This is a genomic window from Streptacidiphilus pinicola, assembly GCF_003258295.1.
In the GTDB taxonomy this organism is placed as follows: Bacteria; Actinomycetota; Actinomycetes; order Streptomycetales; family Streptomycetaceae; genus Streptacidiphilus; species Streptacidiphilus pinicola.
This window is the reverse complement of sequence record NZ_QKYN01000038.1, coordinates 1-14209: the sequence shown is the minus strand read 5'-3', so window position 1 is coordinate 14209 and position 14209 is coordinate 1. Positions and strand designations below refer to the sequence as shown.

Sequence of the window (14209 nt, the reverse complement as noted above, 5' to 3'; positions counted from 1 at the left end):
AGGACTCACCAGCTGAGGTCCGCCGCCACCGGGAGGTGGTCGCTGCCGTCGGCCGGGAGAACCCAGGAGCGGTGCCGCGCGCGGCCGGCGGGCTCCGTGTGACCGTCGACCTGCCGGCGGCCGACCAGCGCTGAGACGGCCGCGTCAGGCCCGGGCGGTGGTGGCCGGGAGCAGGCCCTCGGCGCGCAGCGGATCGTAGAGGGGGGAGCGACTGTCGTAGAGGCCGCTGACGATGTAGTAGCTGTTGGTGATCACGATCAGCACCACCGACGTCGCCACATAGAGCGCGGTGCCCAGCGCCGGGACGGAGTCGACCGGCAGCGTGTAGGCCATGACCACCCGGACCACGGAGTCGCCGAGCAGGGCGACGCCCCACAGGACGCTGCCCACCTTCCAGATCCGCCGGAAGCGCGGGATGCGCTGCCACAACTCGTCCCAGTCGCCCGGGATGTCGGCGAGACGGCCGCGGCCCTCGAGCATCGGCCGGGTGTAGTGGAAGGCCAGCGGGCGCGACGCCCGGACCGAGGCGATGAACCAGAGGCCCGTCACGCCGGTGAGCCAGCCCTCGCGGGCCAGCAGGAACCGCGGACTGCCGCTGATCAGCGAGACCAGCGCGCTGAGCACCAGCATCGAGAGCATGTAGATCGCCAGCCCGTCCCGCTCACGGGACCGCAGCCAGCGCAGGATCGCGAAGCCGGCCGGCAGCACCGCGGACACCACCAGCGTCAGGTAGAGCCCGACCCCGAGGGCGCGCAGCACGTAGAAGAGGGCCGTCGGGGCGGCGAAGTCGACGACGAAGCGCAGGAACTGACGTTTCCTCATGACACGCCCCCTGGATGCCCGGCCGTGGTCGCGCGGTCGAAGATGACCACCAGCTCCTCTGCGTACGCGTCGAGGTCCAGGCCGGGCTCGGTGCGCAGCAGGAACGGCAGGCCGTCCAGCGAGCGCTGGACCGTGGCGGCCATGACGAAGGTGTCGAACGGCCGGAAGTCGCCGCTGCGTCGGCCCGACTCGAGGATCTGCTGGAGCGGCGCGAAGGCCCGCCGCCCGCCCAACTCGTCGTCCTCGCCGCTCCCGGTGGTCTTGCCGCCCTCCTCGGCGCTGTGGCCGAGGAAGACGGACATCAACGCGTCCATCTGGGCCCGGTGCGCGGCGATGAACGCGATCACGCCGCGGATGTAGGCGGCGAGCGCGGCCGGAGGATCCGCGGCCTCGCGCATCCGCTCGCCCATGAAGCCGGCCATCTCGCCGTAGACCTCGGCGATGACCGCCTGGATCAGCTCGTCCTTGCCGGCGAAGTGGTACGAGATGAGCCGCGTGCTGCTGAGCCCGGCCCGCTCCGCGATCCGGGCGAACGAGGCCTGGCCGTAGCCGAGCTCGGCGATGGTCTCGATGGTCGCCGCGATGATCTGCGCGCGCCGCGCCGTCGCGGTGACGGAGCGGGTGGCACCATCGTTTACTGGCATGAGTAAAAAATACGCCGGTCGGGTAACTCAGGCAAGAGCGGCGGCGAATCGGGCCACGACGGCGGCGACCGCCTCCCGCAGCTCCGGCCCCTCCTCCACCCGGAAGGCGAACGGCACCACCGCCAGCCACTCCTGCGCGTACATCGCGGGGTTGTTGGTGCTGCCGACCAGCACGCAGCGCCCCTCCCCCGCCGGTTCGAGCCGGCCCATCGGCGGGGTGACCCAGGGCGCGACGCGCTCCACCGGCGCCTCGAACCGCACCCGGGTGGGATAGGCCCAGCCGGTGCCGAGGTGCCGCTCCAGCAGCGCGACGGGGTCCAGGTCCTCGGGCATCCGGAAGCCCGCCGCCCGCTCCTCCGCCGCTTGCACGCGGTCGACGCGGTAGGTGCGGACGCCGTCCGCCCGGTGGGAGTGGCAGAGCAGGTACCAGCGGGCATGACGCACGACGACCGCCCAGGGGTCGACCTCCTCACGCCACTCCCGGCCCGCCTCGCTGCGGTAGGTGATCACGACCCGTCGCCGCGACGCGATCGCGCCGACCAGGGCGCTGGTGATCGCGGGATCGGCGTGGGCGCGGCCCGGATCGGGCGCGGCGGCGGCGTGCTCGCGCAGGGCCGCCGCCTGGACACCGATGCCCGGGGGCAGCGCCTGGATGACCTTGCCGAGCGCGGAGCCGACCAGGTCCTCGGCGTCGGTCGCGGCGGGCCGCCCGTCGAGCACGGCCATGACCAGGCCGAGTGCCTCGCTCTGGGTGAAGCTGACCGGCGGCAGCCGGGTGCCGCGCCGCAGCTGGTAGCCGCCGTGCGGGCCGCGCACCGAGTCCACCGGGATCCCGGCCTCACGCAGGATCGCGACGTAGCGGCGCGCGGCGCGGTCGGTCACGCCGAGCTTCTCGGCGAGCTGTTCGGCGGTCGTGCCGGGCCGCGTCTGCAGGATCTCCAGGGTGCGCAGCGCACGGGCGGTGGGACTGGTTCCGGTCGACACGGCAGCAAGGCTATGCGGGCCGTTCGACATTCAGGAAGGGGATCGTCCTGAATCGCTCCTAGCATGGCCGCCGGCTGCAACAACCGCTCCAACGACCTCGACAAGAGAGTGGGTCTCACCGTGGACATCCTGCTGATCGGCGGCCTCTGGCTGGACGGCACCGCCTGGGACGCGGTGCTCCCGGAGCTGGAGGCGCTCGGGCACCGCCCGCGGGCGCTGACGCTGCCGGGCCAGGGCGACGGGAACGCGGCCGCCACGCTCGGCGACCAGGTGGCGGCCGTCGTCGCCGCGGTGGACGCGGCCCAGGAGAAGCCGCTGCTCGTGGTCCACTCCGCCGCCGGCTCCCTCGGCTGGCTGGCCGCCGACGCGCGCCCGGAGGGGGTGGCCAAGCTGCTGCTGATCGGCGGCTTCCCGGCCGCGAACGGCGGTTCCTACGCCGACTTCTTCGAGGTCCGCGACGGGGCCATGCCGTTTCCCGGGTGGGGCCCGTTCGAGGGGCCGGACAGCGCGGACCTCGACGAGGAGCTGCGGCAGCGCCTCGCGGCCGCCGCGATCCCGGTTCCGGAGCGGGTGGCCAGGGGCGTGGTCCGGCTGACGGACGACCGCCGCTTCGAGGTGCCCGTGGTGGTGGTCTGCCCGGAGTTCACCCCGGACCAGGCCCGCGGCTGGATCGCGGGCGGCGAGGTGGCGGAGCTCGCCCAGGCCAAGCACGTGGAGTACGTCGACATCGACTCCGGCCACTGGCCGATGTTCACCAGGCCGGCCGAGCTGGCCCATCTGGTCGCCGGGGCGGCCTCCGGCTCCTGAACGCGTGCGCACCCCGGGGCCTCAGCTCCAGACCGGCGCGAGCCCGGCCGCGCTACGGTGTCCACGGACCGACGAACGCTCCGGGGAGACGATGAAGCGCATCCTGTTCGACGACGAGCACCAGGCCTACCGGGAGAGCGTGCGCGCCTTCCTGGAGAAGGAGGTCGTGCCGCGCTACGCCGCCTTCGACCAGGCCGGCATCGTGCCGCGGGACCTGTTCACCGGCCTGGGCACGCTGGGCGCGTTCGGCATCGCGATCCCGGAGGAGTTCGGCGGCGCGGGCGTCCCCGACTTCCGCTACAACGTGATCCTTCAGGAGGAGGCCGCGCGCGCCGCGGTCTCCCCCGCGATCCTCGGCCCGGCGCTGCACGCGGACGTCTGCCTGCCCTACTTCCTCGACCTCACCACCGAGGAGCAGAAGGCCCGTTGGCTGCCCGGCATCGCGTCGGGCGAGCTGATCACCGCGGTGGCGATGACCGAGCCCGGCACCGGTTCGGACCTGTCCGGCATCCGCACCAAGGCGGTCCGCGACGGCGACCACTACGTGGTCGACGGCGCGAAGACCTTCATCACCAACGGCATCAACGCCGACCTGGTCGTCGTCGCGGTCCGCACCGGCGAGCACCCGCACCGCGGCCTCAGCCTGCTCGTCGTGGAACGCGACACGCCCGGCTTCGAGCGCGGCCGCAAGCTGGAGAAGGTCGGCCTGCACGCCCAGGACACCGCCGAACTCGTCTTCACCGGCGCCCGGGTGCCGGTCGCCAACCTGCTCGGCACCGAGGGCGAGGGCTTCTTCGGCCTCACCCGCAACCTGCCCCAGGAGCGGATCTCCGTCGCCGTCTCCGGCCTGGCCCAGGCGGCCGCCGCGTTCGACTGGACCGTCGCCTACGTCCGCGAGCGCAAGGCCTTCGGCAAGCCCATCGGTGCCCAGCAGGTCATCAGGCACCGGCTCGCCGAGCTCGCCACCGAGATCGAGATCGCCCAGCACTACCTCGACCGGTGCATCCTCGCCCTCAACGACGGCGAGCTCAGCGTCGTGGACGCCGCCAAGGCCAAGTGGTGGTGCACCGAGCTGCAGGGCCGCGTGGTCGATGCCTGCGTCCAACTCCATGGCGGCTACGGCTACATGCTCGAATACCCGATCGCCCGCGCCTGGCAGGACAGCCGGGTCACCCGCATCTACGCGGGCACCACCGAGATCATGAAGGAGATCATCGGACGCGACCTCGACCTCGGTTGACGCCGCGTCCGGCCTGATCCGTAGGAGAGACCCTGGGCCTCAGCCGAGGCCGAGGGTCTGCAGCGCCGTGGTCCAGTCCGTGGCGATGGCGTTCTGGGCGTCGGCGAGCTGGACCGTGCCGTTGCAGACCGCGTTCTTGAGCTTGGTCTCGACGCCGTCCTTGGTGTAGGAGGTGCCGCTGCCGTTGGTGACGTAGTGCGGCTCCGGCCACAGGTTGTTGGGGTCACGCGGGGCCCCGCCGAGCTCGAGGGGGATGAAGTGGTCCTCCTCGTAGTCGGACAGGTTGGTGTCGCTGTAGCCGTACTCGACGATCTGCTGCTTCTTCAGCGCGGTGGTGTAGGAGGACGGCGGACGGATCGTGGCGGTCCAGCCGGAGACGCAGATCGTGGAGTCGATGGTGTCCTGGGTGACGTCCGGGTTGAGCGCGCCCGGCGTGCAGTTGGGGTCCGGCAGCGGCAGGTAGTCCTGGGAGCAGGTGGCCCCGGCGGCGTGGGCGGAACCACCCCCGAGCACCAGCCCACCGGCGGTGAGGGCGAGAGCGGCCGAGGATATGAGCAGACGACGAACGGCGGCGGGCATGGCGTCTCCGATTCTCTGGGGTTGCTCTGAGATGCGTACATGACACCACCGGCGAGTGGGGACGAGAAGAGCGTGCGGAGGAACTCCTGATGTCGAGTCAGTAGCGGTCCAGTCAACGCGCGGAGACTGCGCGCGTAGACACCTGGTCGGAGCAGGTCGGAGCCGTCGGAGTACGGTGAGCCCTTCCAGCGAGCACCGGGAGCCGTGGTGACCGACCGACCCACCGTCGACGCAGTCGTGCTGACGATGAACGACCGCCCGCGTGAACTCGGCGAGGCACTGGCCTCCCTGCGGGCGCAGCGCGGGGTGGAGCTGCGGGTGGTGCTGGTCGGCAACGGCTGCGAGCCGGACCTCGCCCTGGAAGGTGTCCAACTCCACTCCACGCCGGAGAACTTGGGCATCCCGGGCGGCCGGAACGTCGGCGCGGAGGTGCTGGGCAGGGCGGATTCCGGAGAGTACCTGCTGTTCTTCGACAACGACGCCGTGCTGCCCGACCCCGACGCCGTCGCGCGGCTGGTCGCGGAGTTCGGGCGACACCCGGACGCCGCCTGGGTGCAGCCGCGGATCGTGGATCCCGTCAGCGGGGTCACCCTGCCGCGCTGGGTGCCGCGGCCGCGCGGCAAGGGACCGGGCGAGCCCGGGGTGGTCACGGTGATGGCCGAGGGCATCGTGCTGGTCCGGCGCGCCGACTTCGAGGCCGTCGGCGGGTGGCCGGGCCACTTCTTCCTCTTCCATGAGGGCATCGACCTGTGCTGGCGACTCTGGGACCTCGGCCGCACCGGCTGGTACGCGGGCGACGTGCACGTCCACCACCCGGCGACGGATCCGGCCCGGCACGGTCCGTACTACCGGCTGGTCGCCCGCAACCGCGTCTGGGTCGCCCGGCGCAGGCTGCCCGCGCCGCTGATCCCGGTCTACCTGGGGCTGTGGACGGCCCTCAGCGTCTGGCGCTTCCACCGCTCCGGCAGGCTGAGGGTCTGGCTCCACGGCCTGGCCGAGGGCCTGCGCGGCGGACACGGCGAGCGCCGCCCGATGCGGTGGGGCACGGTCTGGCGGCTCACCCGTGCCGGCCGGCCGCCGATCGTCTGACGGACCGGGGGCCGTGGAAGGGTGGACCCATGACGCCTTCACGGTCCGCCGACGAACCCGCACCCCAGCCCGCCGACGAGGCGGGCTTGTCTATTGGTCGAGCATCCAATAGCGTTCGGGGCATGTCGTCGAGCGCCCCAGCCAAGCAGCGGGTCCGTAAGAGCCCCAAGGCGCGCCGGGCCGAGATCGTGGGCCGGGCCGCCACGCTCGCGCTGACCGAGGGGCTGGAGTGCATCACCATGCGCCGGGTCGCCGAGGACCTCGCCGTCCGGCCCGGCCTGATCAGCCACTACTTCCCCGTGGCGGAGGAGCTGGTGGCCGAGGCCTTCGGGACGGCGGCGAGCGAGGAGCTGGAGGAGCTGATCCCGGCCGAGCGGCCGGCCGGCTCCGCGCTGGACCAGCTGGCCCGGTTCTTCGCCCGCGCCACCGGAGCGCGCTACGACGACATGAGCCGGCTCTGGCTCAACGCCCGGCACCTGAGCCGGTTCCGGCCGGTGCTCGCGGAGCGGGTCGCCGTCCAGGAGGCCGCCTGGCGCGACCGGATCACCCGGCTGCTGCGCGAGGGGACCGCAGAGGGCGCGTTCCGTCCGGCCGACCCGGCGGTGGCGGCGATCCAGATCCTGGTCGTCCTCGACGGCCTCGGCGTCCACGCGAACACCGACCGCAGCAACCGGCCGCCGGCCGTCACGAACATGGCCGTCGTCACCGCGGAGCGCGAACTCGGTCTGCCCGAGGGCAGCCTGCTTGCGCTGGTGCACGACGCCGTGGCGAGCGGCACGGCGAACGGCGCGGCCGCGAGCGAACCACTCGCGAACGGAGCCGTCCCCCCGGCCCCCACCGCCTGAGGGGCCGGGGCCGTGTCCGGCCGCCGCGCCGCCCGCATCCCCACCCCTTCGAAGGAGTCCAGTCCGTGCACCCCGATCTCGTCCTGCTCTCCGCCCGCCTGCTCGACCCGGCGACCGGCACGTTCCTGCCGCAAACGGCGCTGGCCGCCGCCCACGGGGAGATCGTCGCCCTCGGCGACGACCGCGAGATCCGCGCGCTGGCCGGTCCCGCGGCCACCGTCGTGGACCTGCGCGGCGCGGTCGTCACGCCGGGCCTGGTCGACAGCCACCTGCACCCCGTCTCGGGCGCCGAGCGGACCCGCGGCGTGGACCTGTCCGGCTGCACCGACCTCGCCGGTGTCCGCGCGGCGCTGGCCGGAGCGGCGGGCGAGCTCGCGCCGGGCGCGTGGCTGCGCGGCTGGGGCCTGGACCCGAACACCTTCGGCGACCAGCCCGTCGCCGCGGCCTCGATCGGCGCGGTGCTCGACGGCGTCCCGGCCCTGCTGGACCTGTTCGACGGCCACTCCCAGCTGGCCGGCGCCCGCGCGCTGGAGCTGGCCGGGGTGGACGGGCCGCGCTCCTTCGAGCAGTCCGCGGAGATCGTCTGCGACGCGGACGGCCGTCCCACCGGCCTGCTGCTGGAGGACGCCGCCTGCGAGGTCGTCGAGTCGGTCGCGCCCAAGGCCACCAAGGACGAGATCCGCGCGGCGACCGCCGAGGTGTTGCGACGGATGGCCGCGACCGGCCTGACCGGCGGGCACGCGATGGACGCGGTCGGCGACAGCCTCGACATCTACCGGGAGCTGGAGGAGAGCGGCGAGCTCGGGCTGCGGCTGCGGGTCGCGCCCTGGTCCCAGCCCGGCGCCGACGAGCAGGCCGTGGCCGCGCTGATCGCCCTCCAGGGCCGTGGCGGCGCGCTCTGGCAGGTCGCGGGCGTGAAGATGTTCATGGACGGCACGATCGACAACGGCACCGCGTGGCTGGAGCAGCCCGACTGCCACGGCCAGTCCACCCACGCCTTCTGGCCCGAGCCCGAGGCCTACACGCGCGTCGTGGCGCAGTTGCACGCGGCCGGGGTGCCGACCGCGACCCACGCCATCGGCGACGCCGCGGTCCGCCACGTCCTCGACTCCGTGGAGAAGGCCCGCGCCTTTTCGGCGTACGCCGAAAAGAGCGACGACGTCCGGCACCGCGTCGAGCACATCGAGACCGTCCCGGACGACACCGTCCGCCGCTTCGCCGGACTCGGCGTCACCGCGTCGATGCAGCCCACCCACTGCTGCGAGTACACGCGCGCCGACCACACCGACAACTGGTCCCGCCGCCTGGGCGAGGAGCGCGCCGCGCGCGCGTTCCGCTGCCGCGACCTGTGGGACGCGGGCGTGCGGGTGGTCCTCGGCTCGGACTGGCCGATCGCGCCGTTCCCGCCGCTCGGGGTCATGGCCGGCGCCCGGCACCGCCGTCCCGGCGACCTCTCCCTGCCGCCGCACGGCCCCGAGCAGGCACTGACCCCGCTCCAGGCGCTCCAGGGCTACACCGTCAACCCGGCCTGGGTCGCCGGCGACGAGGCCCGCGCCGGCCGGATCGCCCTCGGCCACCGCGCCGACCTCACGGTCTTCGCGGACAACCCGCTCGCCGTGCCGGACAGCGACCTCGCCGCCCTCCCGGTCCTCCTGACCGTCCTGGCCGGCCGGCCCACCCACCGCGCGGCTTCGCTGAGCTGACCCCGCGCCAGTCCGCGGTGCGCCCGCGCGGTGCTCAGTCCCAGCCGGGGACCGGCGGTTGGGGCCACGGCGGCGGGGACGGCAGCAGGTGCTCCTCGACCAGGCCCGTGCCGTCGGCGCGGCCCGCAAGCCAGGCGAGCAGGGCGTGGCCGGAGCCGGACGCGGACGGGCCGTCCGACGCGAGCCGCCAGGTGCGGCCGAGGTCGACGGCGCTGACGCGGGCGAGGGGGAAACCGCGGGCCGCGAGAGCGGGCAGGGTGGCGTCGAGCGCCCAGGCGACGTACGCCTCGGGCCAGTCGGCGGAGCCGTAGCCGACCGCGAGGTCGACGTGGTGGGTCTCCAGCTCACGGCGGGCCCGCTGGAGGGTGAACCACGCCGGATGCCGCCAGCCGGCGAGCGCGCTGACCAGCGTCGCCCAGCGGTCCGCCGGGACGGCGGCCGCCGCCTCCAGCATGCCGTCCAGGCTGCGGCGCAGGTCCGCCGCCAGCTCGGTGGCGTCCCTGCCCGCGCCCTCGCGCAGTGCCCGCGCGAGGGCGGTCCCGTCGGCGCGCGGACCGGGTTCGACCCCGGTGGTCGCCAGTCGCAGCAGCCACCGGTAGACGTCGGCGCTGCGCGCGACGTGGGTGATCACGTGGCCCCGGGTCCAACCCGGCAGTCCGGATGTCTCGCGCGCCTGGCGATCCGTCAGCGCGTCCGCCGCGGCGGCGAATCGCGCGGCGGCATGCTCGAGGCGAACGAGCAGCTCAGGGGGGTTCTCGGGTCGGTCCTCTGCCACACGCGGCACTCTAGGGCCGAGGCGTCCCGGCGGCGGCCGGATCCGGAACGGCGTGATGTGCGTCACGAAACCGGGAACCGATGCGCCGCCTCGTGCGTCGAAGAGGCGGGACGTCCCCCCAGCCCGTAAGGGCCGGGGGTGACGCCCCACCAGGCGCCCCGCTCCCCGGGCCGACGGGCCCGGCCTGGCAAGATGGGGCCATGAGCATCGTCAAGATCAACGCACTCACCGTTCCGGCGGAGATGCGCGCCACGCTGGAGCAGCGCTTCGCGTCCCGGGCGGGCGTGGTGGAGGGCTCCGACGGCTTCGAGTGGTTCGAACTGCTGCGTCCGGTCGAGGGCACCGACCAGTACCTGGTGTACACGCGGTGGCGCAGCGAGGAGGACTACCAGAACTGGATGTCCGGCCCGATGCAGGCCGCGCACGGCGGCGGCGGTCAGAGCGGTCGGCCGCAGGGTGAGGGCGACGCCGCGCCGCGTCCCGCCGCGACCGGTTCCTCGCTCTGGTCCTTCGAGGTCGTCCAGCAGACCGGCCCGAAGTCGGCCTGACCAGCCCCGTCTTCACCCCGGAGAGCACCCCCGAGATGCCGCACGCCACCGCGCCCGACGGGACCCGGATCGCCCACCAGGTCCGGGGCACGGGCACCGGGACCCCGCTCGTCCTGCTCTCCGGCCAGTCGAACAGCCACCACTGGTGGGACAGCGTCCGCGCGGACTTCGACGCCTCGCGGACGACGGTCACGCTCGACTACCGCGGCACCGGCGACAGCGACAAGCCCGACGTGCCCTACAGCACGCCGGGCTTCGCCGAGGACGTCGTCTCCGTCCTGGACGCGCTCGGTATCGACCGCGCCGACGTCTACGGCACCTCCATGGGCGGCCGGGTGGCACAGTTGGTCGCCGCCCGGCACCCCGACCGCGTCCGCCGGCTGGTCCTGGGCTGCACCACGCCCGGCGGCCTGCACGGCCTCGAACGGGACCGGGAGGTCAGCACCGCCCTCGCCTCCCGCGACGCGCAGGCGGCCCGCGCGACCCTGCTCGACCTGATGTACACGCCCGCGTGGCTGGCCACCCACCCCGGGCCCTACGGGACGACCGGTGACCCGCGCATGCCCGCGTACGCCCGTGGCCGCCACCTCGTCGCGAGCCGCCGCCATGACGCCTGGGAGGTCCTGCCGGACATCACCGCACCGACCCTGGTCGTCCACGGCACGGCTGACCGGTTCAACCCGTCCGCGAATGCCCCGCTGCTCGCACAGCGCATCCCCGACGCCCGGATGCACCTGATCCCGGGCGCCCGCCACGCCTACTTCGAGGAGTTCCGCGAGGTCGCGAGCCCGCTCGTGCTCGACTTCCTGGACGCCTGCCCCGTCTACCCCGCCTGACCGGCCTCGTCGGCGGCATCCCAGCCCCACGCACGGGCGAGCCCGAGCACGGTCGGGCACGGCCACTCGAGCGGCCCGCCCGCGTCCGCGCAGACGGCACAGCGGCGGTCGACCCTGGCGTGGTCCGCGAGGATCCCGCGCTCCGCCTCGATCCGCCGCAGCACCGCGTCGGGCAGGTGCAGCCGGATGTGCGCCTCCGCCGCCCGCGTCTCGGGCGTGGTCACCTCCTGACCGGCCAGCAGGAACTCCACCGGATGCGTCGGCCACAGCAGCGGCGCCGGCTCCTCCGCCGCCCGCGCCCGCTCCTCGGCCACTCCCTGCGCCGCCCGCAGGAAGGCGACCGCCGGATGCTCGGTCATCGGGTCCACGTCCTCCGCCTCGGCTCACCGTTCGGCTTCACAGCACGATTCTGCCGCGCCGAGCAGTCCCAGCCGCGCTCATGCGGCACCTGCCACAGTGGCGGCGAGCCGGACAGGCGACCCAGACACCTGCCCGACCAACCGAAACCAACCCCGACCGGACGGACGGAGTCCCCGCGATGAGCCGCCACGACATCCCGGTACTGACCCCGCGTCAGCACGAGATCCTCACGCTCATGGCCCGTGGCCTCACCACGCCCGAGATCGCCGGGGAGTTGGTGCTGGGCCGGGACACGGTCCGCACCCACCAGCAGGGCATCTACCGCACCCTCGACGTGCACACCGCCCCGGCCGCGGTCGCCGCCGGCTACCGGGTGGGCCTCTTGGACGACCACGCTGTCAGATAGGAGCAGACCATGTCCGACCAGATTGCCGCCTGGCTGCAGCGCACCCTGCAGCGCCTGCAGGACGCGGAGCGCGATCTCGCCGAGGAGCGGCGGCGCGGCGCGGCCCTGAGGGCGGAGAACGGCACCCTCCGGCAGCGCCTGGCCGCGGCGGAGTCCCGCGTCTCCGCCCTGCAGATCCTCGCGGCCGGCCAGGGCGTCCCGGAGCCCGTCCCGGTCCCGTGCCGCGAACTCCGCTACGAGCGGCCCGTCATGAACGTGGCCGTCGGGGATCTGCTCTGACTCCTCGACTCAGCCGACCTGGGCGAGCCACGTGCGGTAGCGGCTGCCGAAGGGTTCGACCCCGTCGCGAAGCGCGGCCGACAGCCACTCCGCCGCGCCCTCCGCCTGGCCGATCACCTGCGGCGGATAGCCGTACCGCACCTGGTGCTCGGCGAACTCGTCCTCGTCGACAACCTGCACGGACGCGTCCGCACGCGTCCGGCAGACGTCCAGATCCAGGTCGACGGTGGTCACCTCGCCCGGGTGGACCCACTCGGGCGGCGTGGTGACGTCGCAGTACACGTCCAGCCGCGCGGGGGCCTCCTGGAACATGGCCGTCCACCAGGTGTCACGGGGGAAGAGCATGACCCGTCGCTCCCGACTGACGTAGACCGCCGGGTCCTCGCCCTTGCCGTAGACCGTCCCGACCGGCGCACCGAGCCAGACCCCGTACTCGTCCTCGCCCAGCCGCAGCATGGTGTGGTGCCAGTGCCGGCTGCCGTCGAACTTGCGGACGACGACCCGAACCTCTCGTTGCTCCATGGCCGGAGACTAGCGCCACACCAGGCGACTCACCTTCGAGTGGGCGGGACGCGTCAGATCAACGTCTTCCAGTAGTACCAGAAGCGGTCCAGCACCAGCAGGGTGACGGTGAGGTAGCCCACGAACGGCAGGAGCCAGTACCAGCCCGACGCAGCGGGGACGCGGTCCCGGGCTCCGGTGGGGAGGGGGATGGCGCCGGTGCGGAGGTTGTGGACGGTGGTGTACCAGAAGAGCGGGATCATCGTGACCCAGACGACCATGCAGTACGGGCAGACCGCGCCGATGGAGTAGAGCGTCTGGTCGATGAGCCAGCCGACGAAGCAGACGCCGAAGAGCATGCCCGCCTGGAGTCCGAGCCAGAACCATCGTGGGAGGCGGACGCCGGTGAGCGCGACGACCCCGATGGTCACCACCACGGCGAACGCGCCGACCCCGAGGAGGGAGTTGGGGAAGCCGAAGGCGGAGGCCTGGGCGGTGCGCATGACCGAGCCGCAGGCGATGACCGGGTTGATGTTGCAGCTGGGGTTGTAGTGCGGGTTCTCCAGCAGTCGGATCTTCTCCAGCGTCAGCACCGACGCCGCGGCGAGTGCCAGGCCGCCGGCTATGACCAGGAGCAGCGCGTAGCCGCGCGAGGCGGCGACGCGGGTGTTCACTTCGCCCCGGCGGTCTGCTGGATGAGCGCGGTGTACTGGGCGGGAGTGATCGGGTTGCCCTGGTTGTCGAAGACGTTGACCGCCTTGCCGTCCAGCTTCAGCGTCGGCGTGCCCTGGACGCCGCTGGCGTTGAAGGCGTCGGTGACCTTCTGCGCCCACGGAGCGAAGACCCGGTCCTGCACCTCCTTGGTGAACTGCGGGGTGACCAGGCCGGGCACCTTCTTGGCCAGGTCCAGCAGGTGGTTCAGGTTGCCGAAGCCGTCGGTGGTCTCCGCGGGCTGGTTGGCGTAGAGCACGTCGTGGAAGGCCTTGAACATGGCCGGGCCGCCCTCGTTCAGCGCGGCCGCGGCGACCTCGAGCGCGTCCATGGAGCCGGTGCCGCCGAGGTTGTCGTCCAGGAAGGTGGCCAGGTGGTACTGGATCTTGTAGGTGCCGTTGTCGGCGAGCTGCTGGATGGTCGGGCCGTCGGTCTTCTCCAGCTTGTCGCAGATCGGGCAGCGGAAGTCCTCGTAGACGTCGAGGGTGTGCTTGGCGTTCGGATCGCCGTAGACGATCACGGTGTTGTCGCTGCTCGACACGTGCGCGGGCACGACGAGCTGCTGCTTGGCCGCCTTGTCGGCGGAGACGGTCCCGCCGCCGGAACCGGACGAGCCGGAGCCGCCGAGGTTGCTCACGACGACGGCGCCGACCGCGACGACGGCGATCGCCGCGGCGACGGACGCGGCGATCCCGACGCGGCGCAGCCGCTGCTTGCGGTCCTGTTCGGCGACACGGGCGTTGCGCAGCCGCTCGCGGGCGTCGCCGGGCTGCTGGGGGCGCTGGTTCTTGTTGCTGGTCATGGCCGTCCTCACACGGGTGGTACTGCAGGAAGAGGTGGGAGAGGTGAGGGAACGGGCCCTAAGGGGCAGGCAGCACAGCGGGGCCGCCGACGGCGGCGCGCGGTTGACGAGGCTCGGACGCGACAGGAACGGGGAACGAACGAGGCTCAGGTGAAGGTGCTGCGGCTCAGTGGGCCCAGGCCAGGGCCGGCGGGCCGCGGCGCGGGGCCGTGCGCGGCAGCGCCTCCTGCGGGCCGCGCGCCTTGGCGCGCCGGCTCGTCGCGGGCGGGCACGGCGGC

The 14209-nt window shown here is 73.3% G+C and carries 18 protein-coding genes; 9 read left to right on the top strand and 9 right to left on the bottom strand.

Translation table 11 applies throughout. From position 1 onward, the window contains the following. Window positions 1-144: 144 nt before the first annotated feature. From DN069_RS10390 to DN069_RS10380, 3 genes are read right to left on the bottom strand one after another with little or no spacing between them, the layout of a single operon-like run. Window positions 145-822, bottom strand: coding sequence for a VC0807 family protein (locus DN069_RS10390; protein WP_111500611.1), 678 nt, complete (start codon window positions 820-822; stop codon window positions 145-147). Further along, a complete protein-coding gene (locus DN069_RS10385) occupies window positions 819-1466 on the bottom strand; it encodes a TetR/AcrR family transcriptional regulator (RefSeq protein WP_207892119.1) in 648 nt (215 codons plus the stop codon). The genes DN069_RS10390 and DN069_RS10385 overlap by 4 nt, the downstream gene beginning before the upstream one ends. 27 nt (window positions 1467-1493) lie before the next feature. Further along, window positions 1494-2450: a helix-turn-helix transcriptional regulator gene (locus DN069_RS10380; protein ID WP_243639074.1), complete on the bottom strand. Its 957-nt coding sequence runs from the start codon at window positions 2448-2450 to the stop codon at window positions 1494-1496. Window positions 2451-2570: 120 nt separating this feature from the next. Between DN069_RS10380 and DN069_RS10375 the strand changes: the two genes are divergently transcribed. Beyond that, complete coding sequence (locus DN069_RS10375; protein WP_111500667.1) at window positions 2571-3257, top strand: alpha/beta fold hydrolase; 687 nt, start codon at window positions 2571-2573, stop codon at window positions 3255-3257. Between the two features lie 91 nt (window positions 3258-3348). Beyond that, window positions 3349-4497, top strand: a complete 1149-nt coding sequence (locus tag DN069_RS10370) for an acyl-CoA dehydrogenase family protein (protein WP_111500609.1) — start codon at window positions 3349-3351, stop codon at window positions 4495-4497. A gap of 39 nt (window positions 4498-4536) precedes the next feature. Here DN069_RS10370 and DN069_RS10365 read toward each other — a convergent pair whose 3' ends face one another. Beyond that, a complete protein-coding gene (locus DN069_RS10365) occupies window positions 4537-5076 on the bottom strand; it encodes a hypothetical protein (protein ID WP_111500608.1) in 540 nt (179 codons plus the stop codon). A 246-nt stretch (window positions 5077-5322) separates the two neighbouring features. Between DN069_RS10365 and DN069_RS10360 the strand changes: the two genes are divergently transcribed. The 3 genes from DN069_RS10360 (at window position 5323) to DN069_RS10350 (ending at window position 8713) form a co-directional block, all read left to right on the top strand. Then, window positions 5323-6165 (top strand): glycosyltransferase family 2 protein, encoded by an 843-nt coding sequence (locus DN069_RS10360; protein WP_111500666.1) that lies wholly within the window; start codon window positions 5323-5325, stop codon window positions 6163-6165. A gap of 122 nt (window positions 6166-6287) precedes the next feature. Next, entirely contained in the window at window positions 6288-7010 is a 723-nt protein-coding gene (locus DN069_RS10355) for a TetR/AcrR family transcriptional regulator (RefSeq protein ID WP_111500607.1), read from the top strand. Window positions 7011-7075: 65 nt separating this feature from the next. Continuing rightward, entirely contained in the window at window positions 7076-8713 is a 1638-nt protein-coding gene (locus tag DN069_RS10350; protein WP_111500606.1) for an amidohydrolase, read from the top strand. Between the two features lie 34 nt (window positions 8714-8747). On the opposite strand, the gene DN069_RS10345 is transcribed toward DN069_RS10350, so the two are convergent. Next, a complete protein-coding gene (locus tag DN069_RS10345; RefSeq protein WP_243639072.1) occupies window positions 8748-9488 on the bottom strand; it encodes a maleylpyruvate isomerase family mycothiol-dependent enzyme in 741 nt (246 codons plus the stop codon). 200 nt (window positions 9489-9688) lie between these two features. Between DN069_RS10345 and DN069_RS10340 the strand changes: the two genes are divergently transcribed. Both DN069_RS10340 and DN069_RS10335 read left to right on the top strand, forming a co-directional pair. Continuing rightward, window positions 9689-10036 (top strand): antibiotic biosynthesis monooxygenase family protein, encoded by a 348-nt coding sequence (locus tag DN069_RS10340; RefSeq protein ID WP_111500604.1) that lies wholly within the window; start codon window positions 9689-9691, stop codon window positions 10034-10036. A 35-nt stretch (window positions 10037-10071) separates the two neighbouring features. Then, complete coding sequence (locus tag DN069_RS10335) at window positions 10072-10872, top strand: alpha/beta fold hydrolase (RefSeq protein WP_111500603.1); 801 nt, start codon at window positions 10072-10074, stop codon at window positions 10870-10872. On the opposite strand, the gene DN069_RS10330 is transcribed toward DN069_RS10335, so the two are convergent. After that, a complete protein-coding gene (locus DN069_RS10330; RefSeq protein ID WP_111500602.1) occupies window positions 10860-11231 on the bottom strand; it encodes a DUF6221 family protein in 372 nt (123 codons plus the stop codon). The two genes, DN069_RS10335 and DN069_RS10330, sit on opposite strands and share 13 nt — an antisense overlap. Window positions 11232-11410: 179 nt before the next feature. On the opposite strand from DN069_RS10330, the gene DN069_RS10325 reads away from it, so the two are divergent. Beyond that, window positions 11411-11638 (top strand): helix-turn-helix domain-containing protein, encoded by a 228-nt coding sequence (locus DN069_RS10325; protein WP_243639071.1) that lies wholly within the window; start codon window positions 11411-11413, stop codon window positions 11636-11638. Window positions 11639-11647: 9 nt separating this feature from the next. After that, on the top strand, window positions 11648-11917 hold the full coding sequence (locus DN069_RS10320; RefSeq protein WP_111500600.1) for a hypothetical protein: 270 nt from the start codon (window positions 11648-11650) through the stop codon (window positions 11915-11917). A 9-nt stretch (window positions 11918-11926) separates the two neighbouring features. Here the strand turns inward: DN069_RS10320 and DN069_RS10315 are convergent, their stop codons facing one another. Genes DN069_RS10315 through DN069_RS10305 form a run of 3 tightly spaced genes read right to left on the bottom strand, consistent with a single transcriptional unit; the run spans window position 11927 to window position 13931 of the window. Then, the gene (locus tag DN069_RS10315) at window positions 11927-12439 is read right to left on the bottom strand and encodes a DUF402 domain-containing protein (RefSeq protein WP_111500599.1); all 513 of its coding nucleotides are present in this window, start codon (window positions 12437-12439) and stop codon (window positions 11927-11929) included. A gap of 53 nt (window positions 12440-12492) precedes the next feature. Next, entirely contained in the window at window positions 12493-13092 is a 600-nt protein-coding gene (locus DN069_RS10310) for a vitamin K epoxide reductase family protein (protein ID WP_111500598.1), read from the bottom strand. After that, the gene (locus DN069_RS10305; protein ID WP_111500597.1) at window positions 13089-13931 is read right to left on the bottom strand and encodes a DsbA family protein; all 843 of its coding nucleotides are present in this window, start codon (window positions 13929-13931) and stop codon (window positions 13089-13091) included. The genes DN069_RS10310 and DN069_RS10305 overlap by 4 nt, the downstream gene beginning before the upstream one ends. Between the last annotated feature and the right edge of the window lie 278 nt (window positions 13932-14209).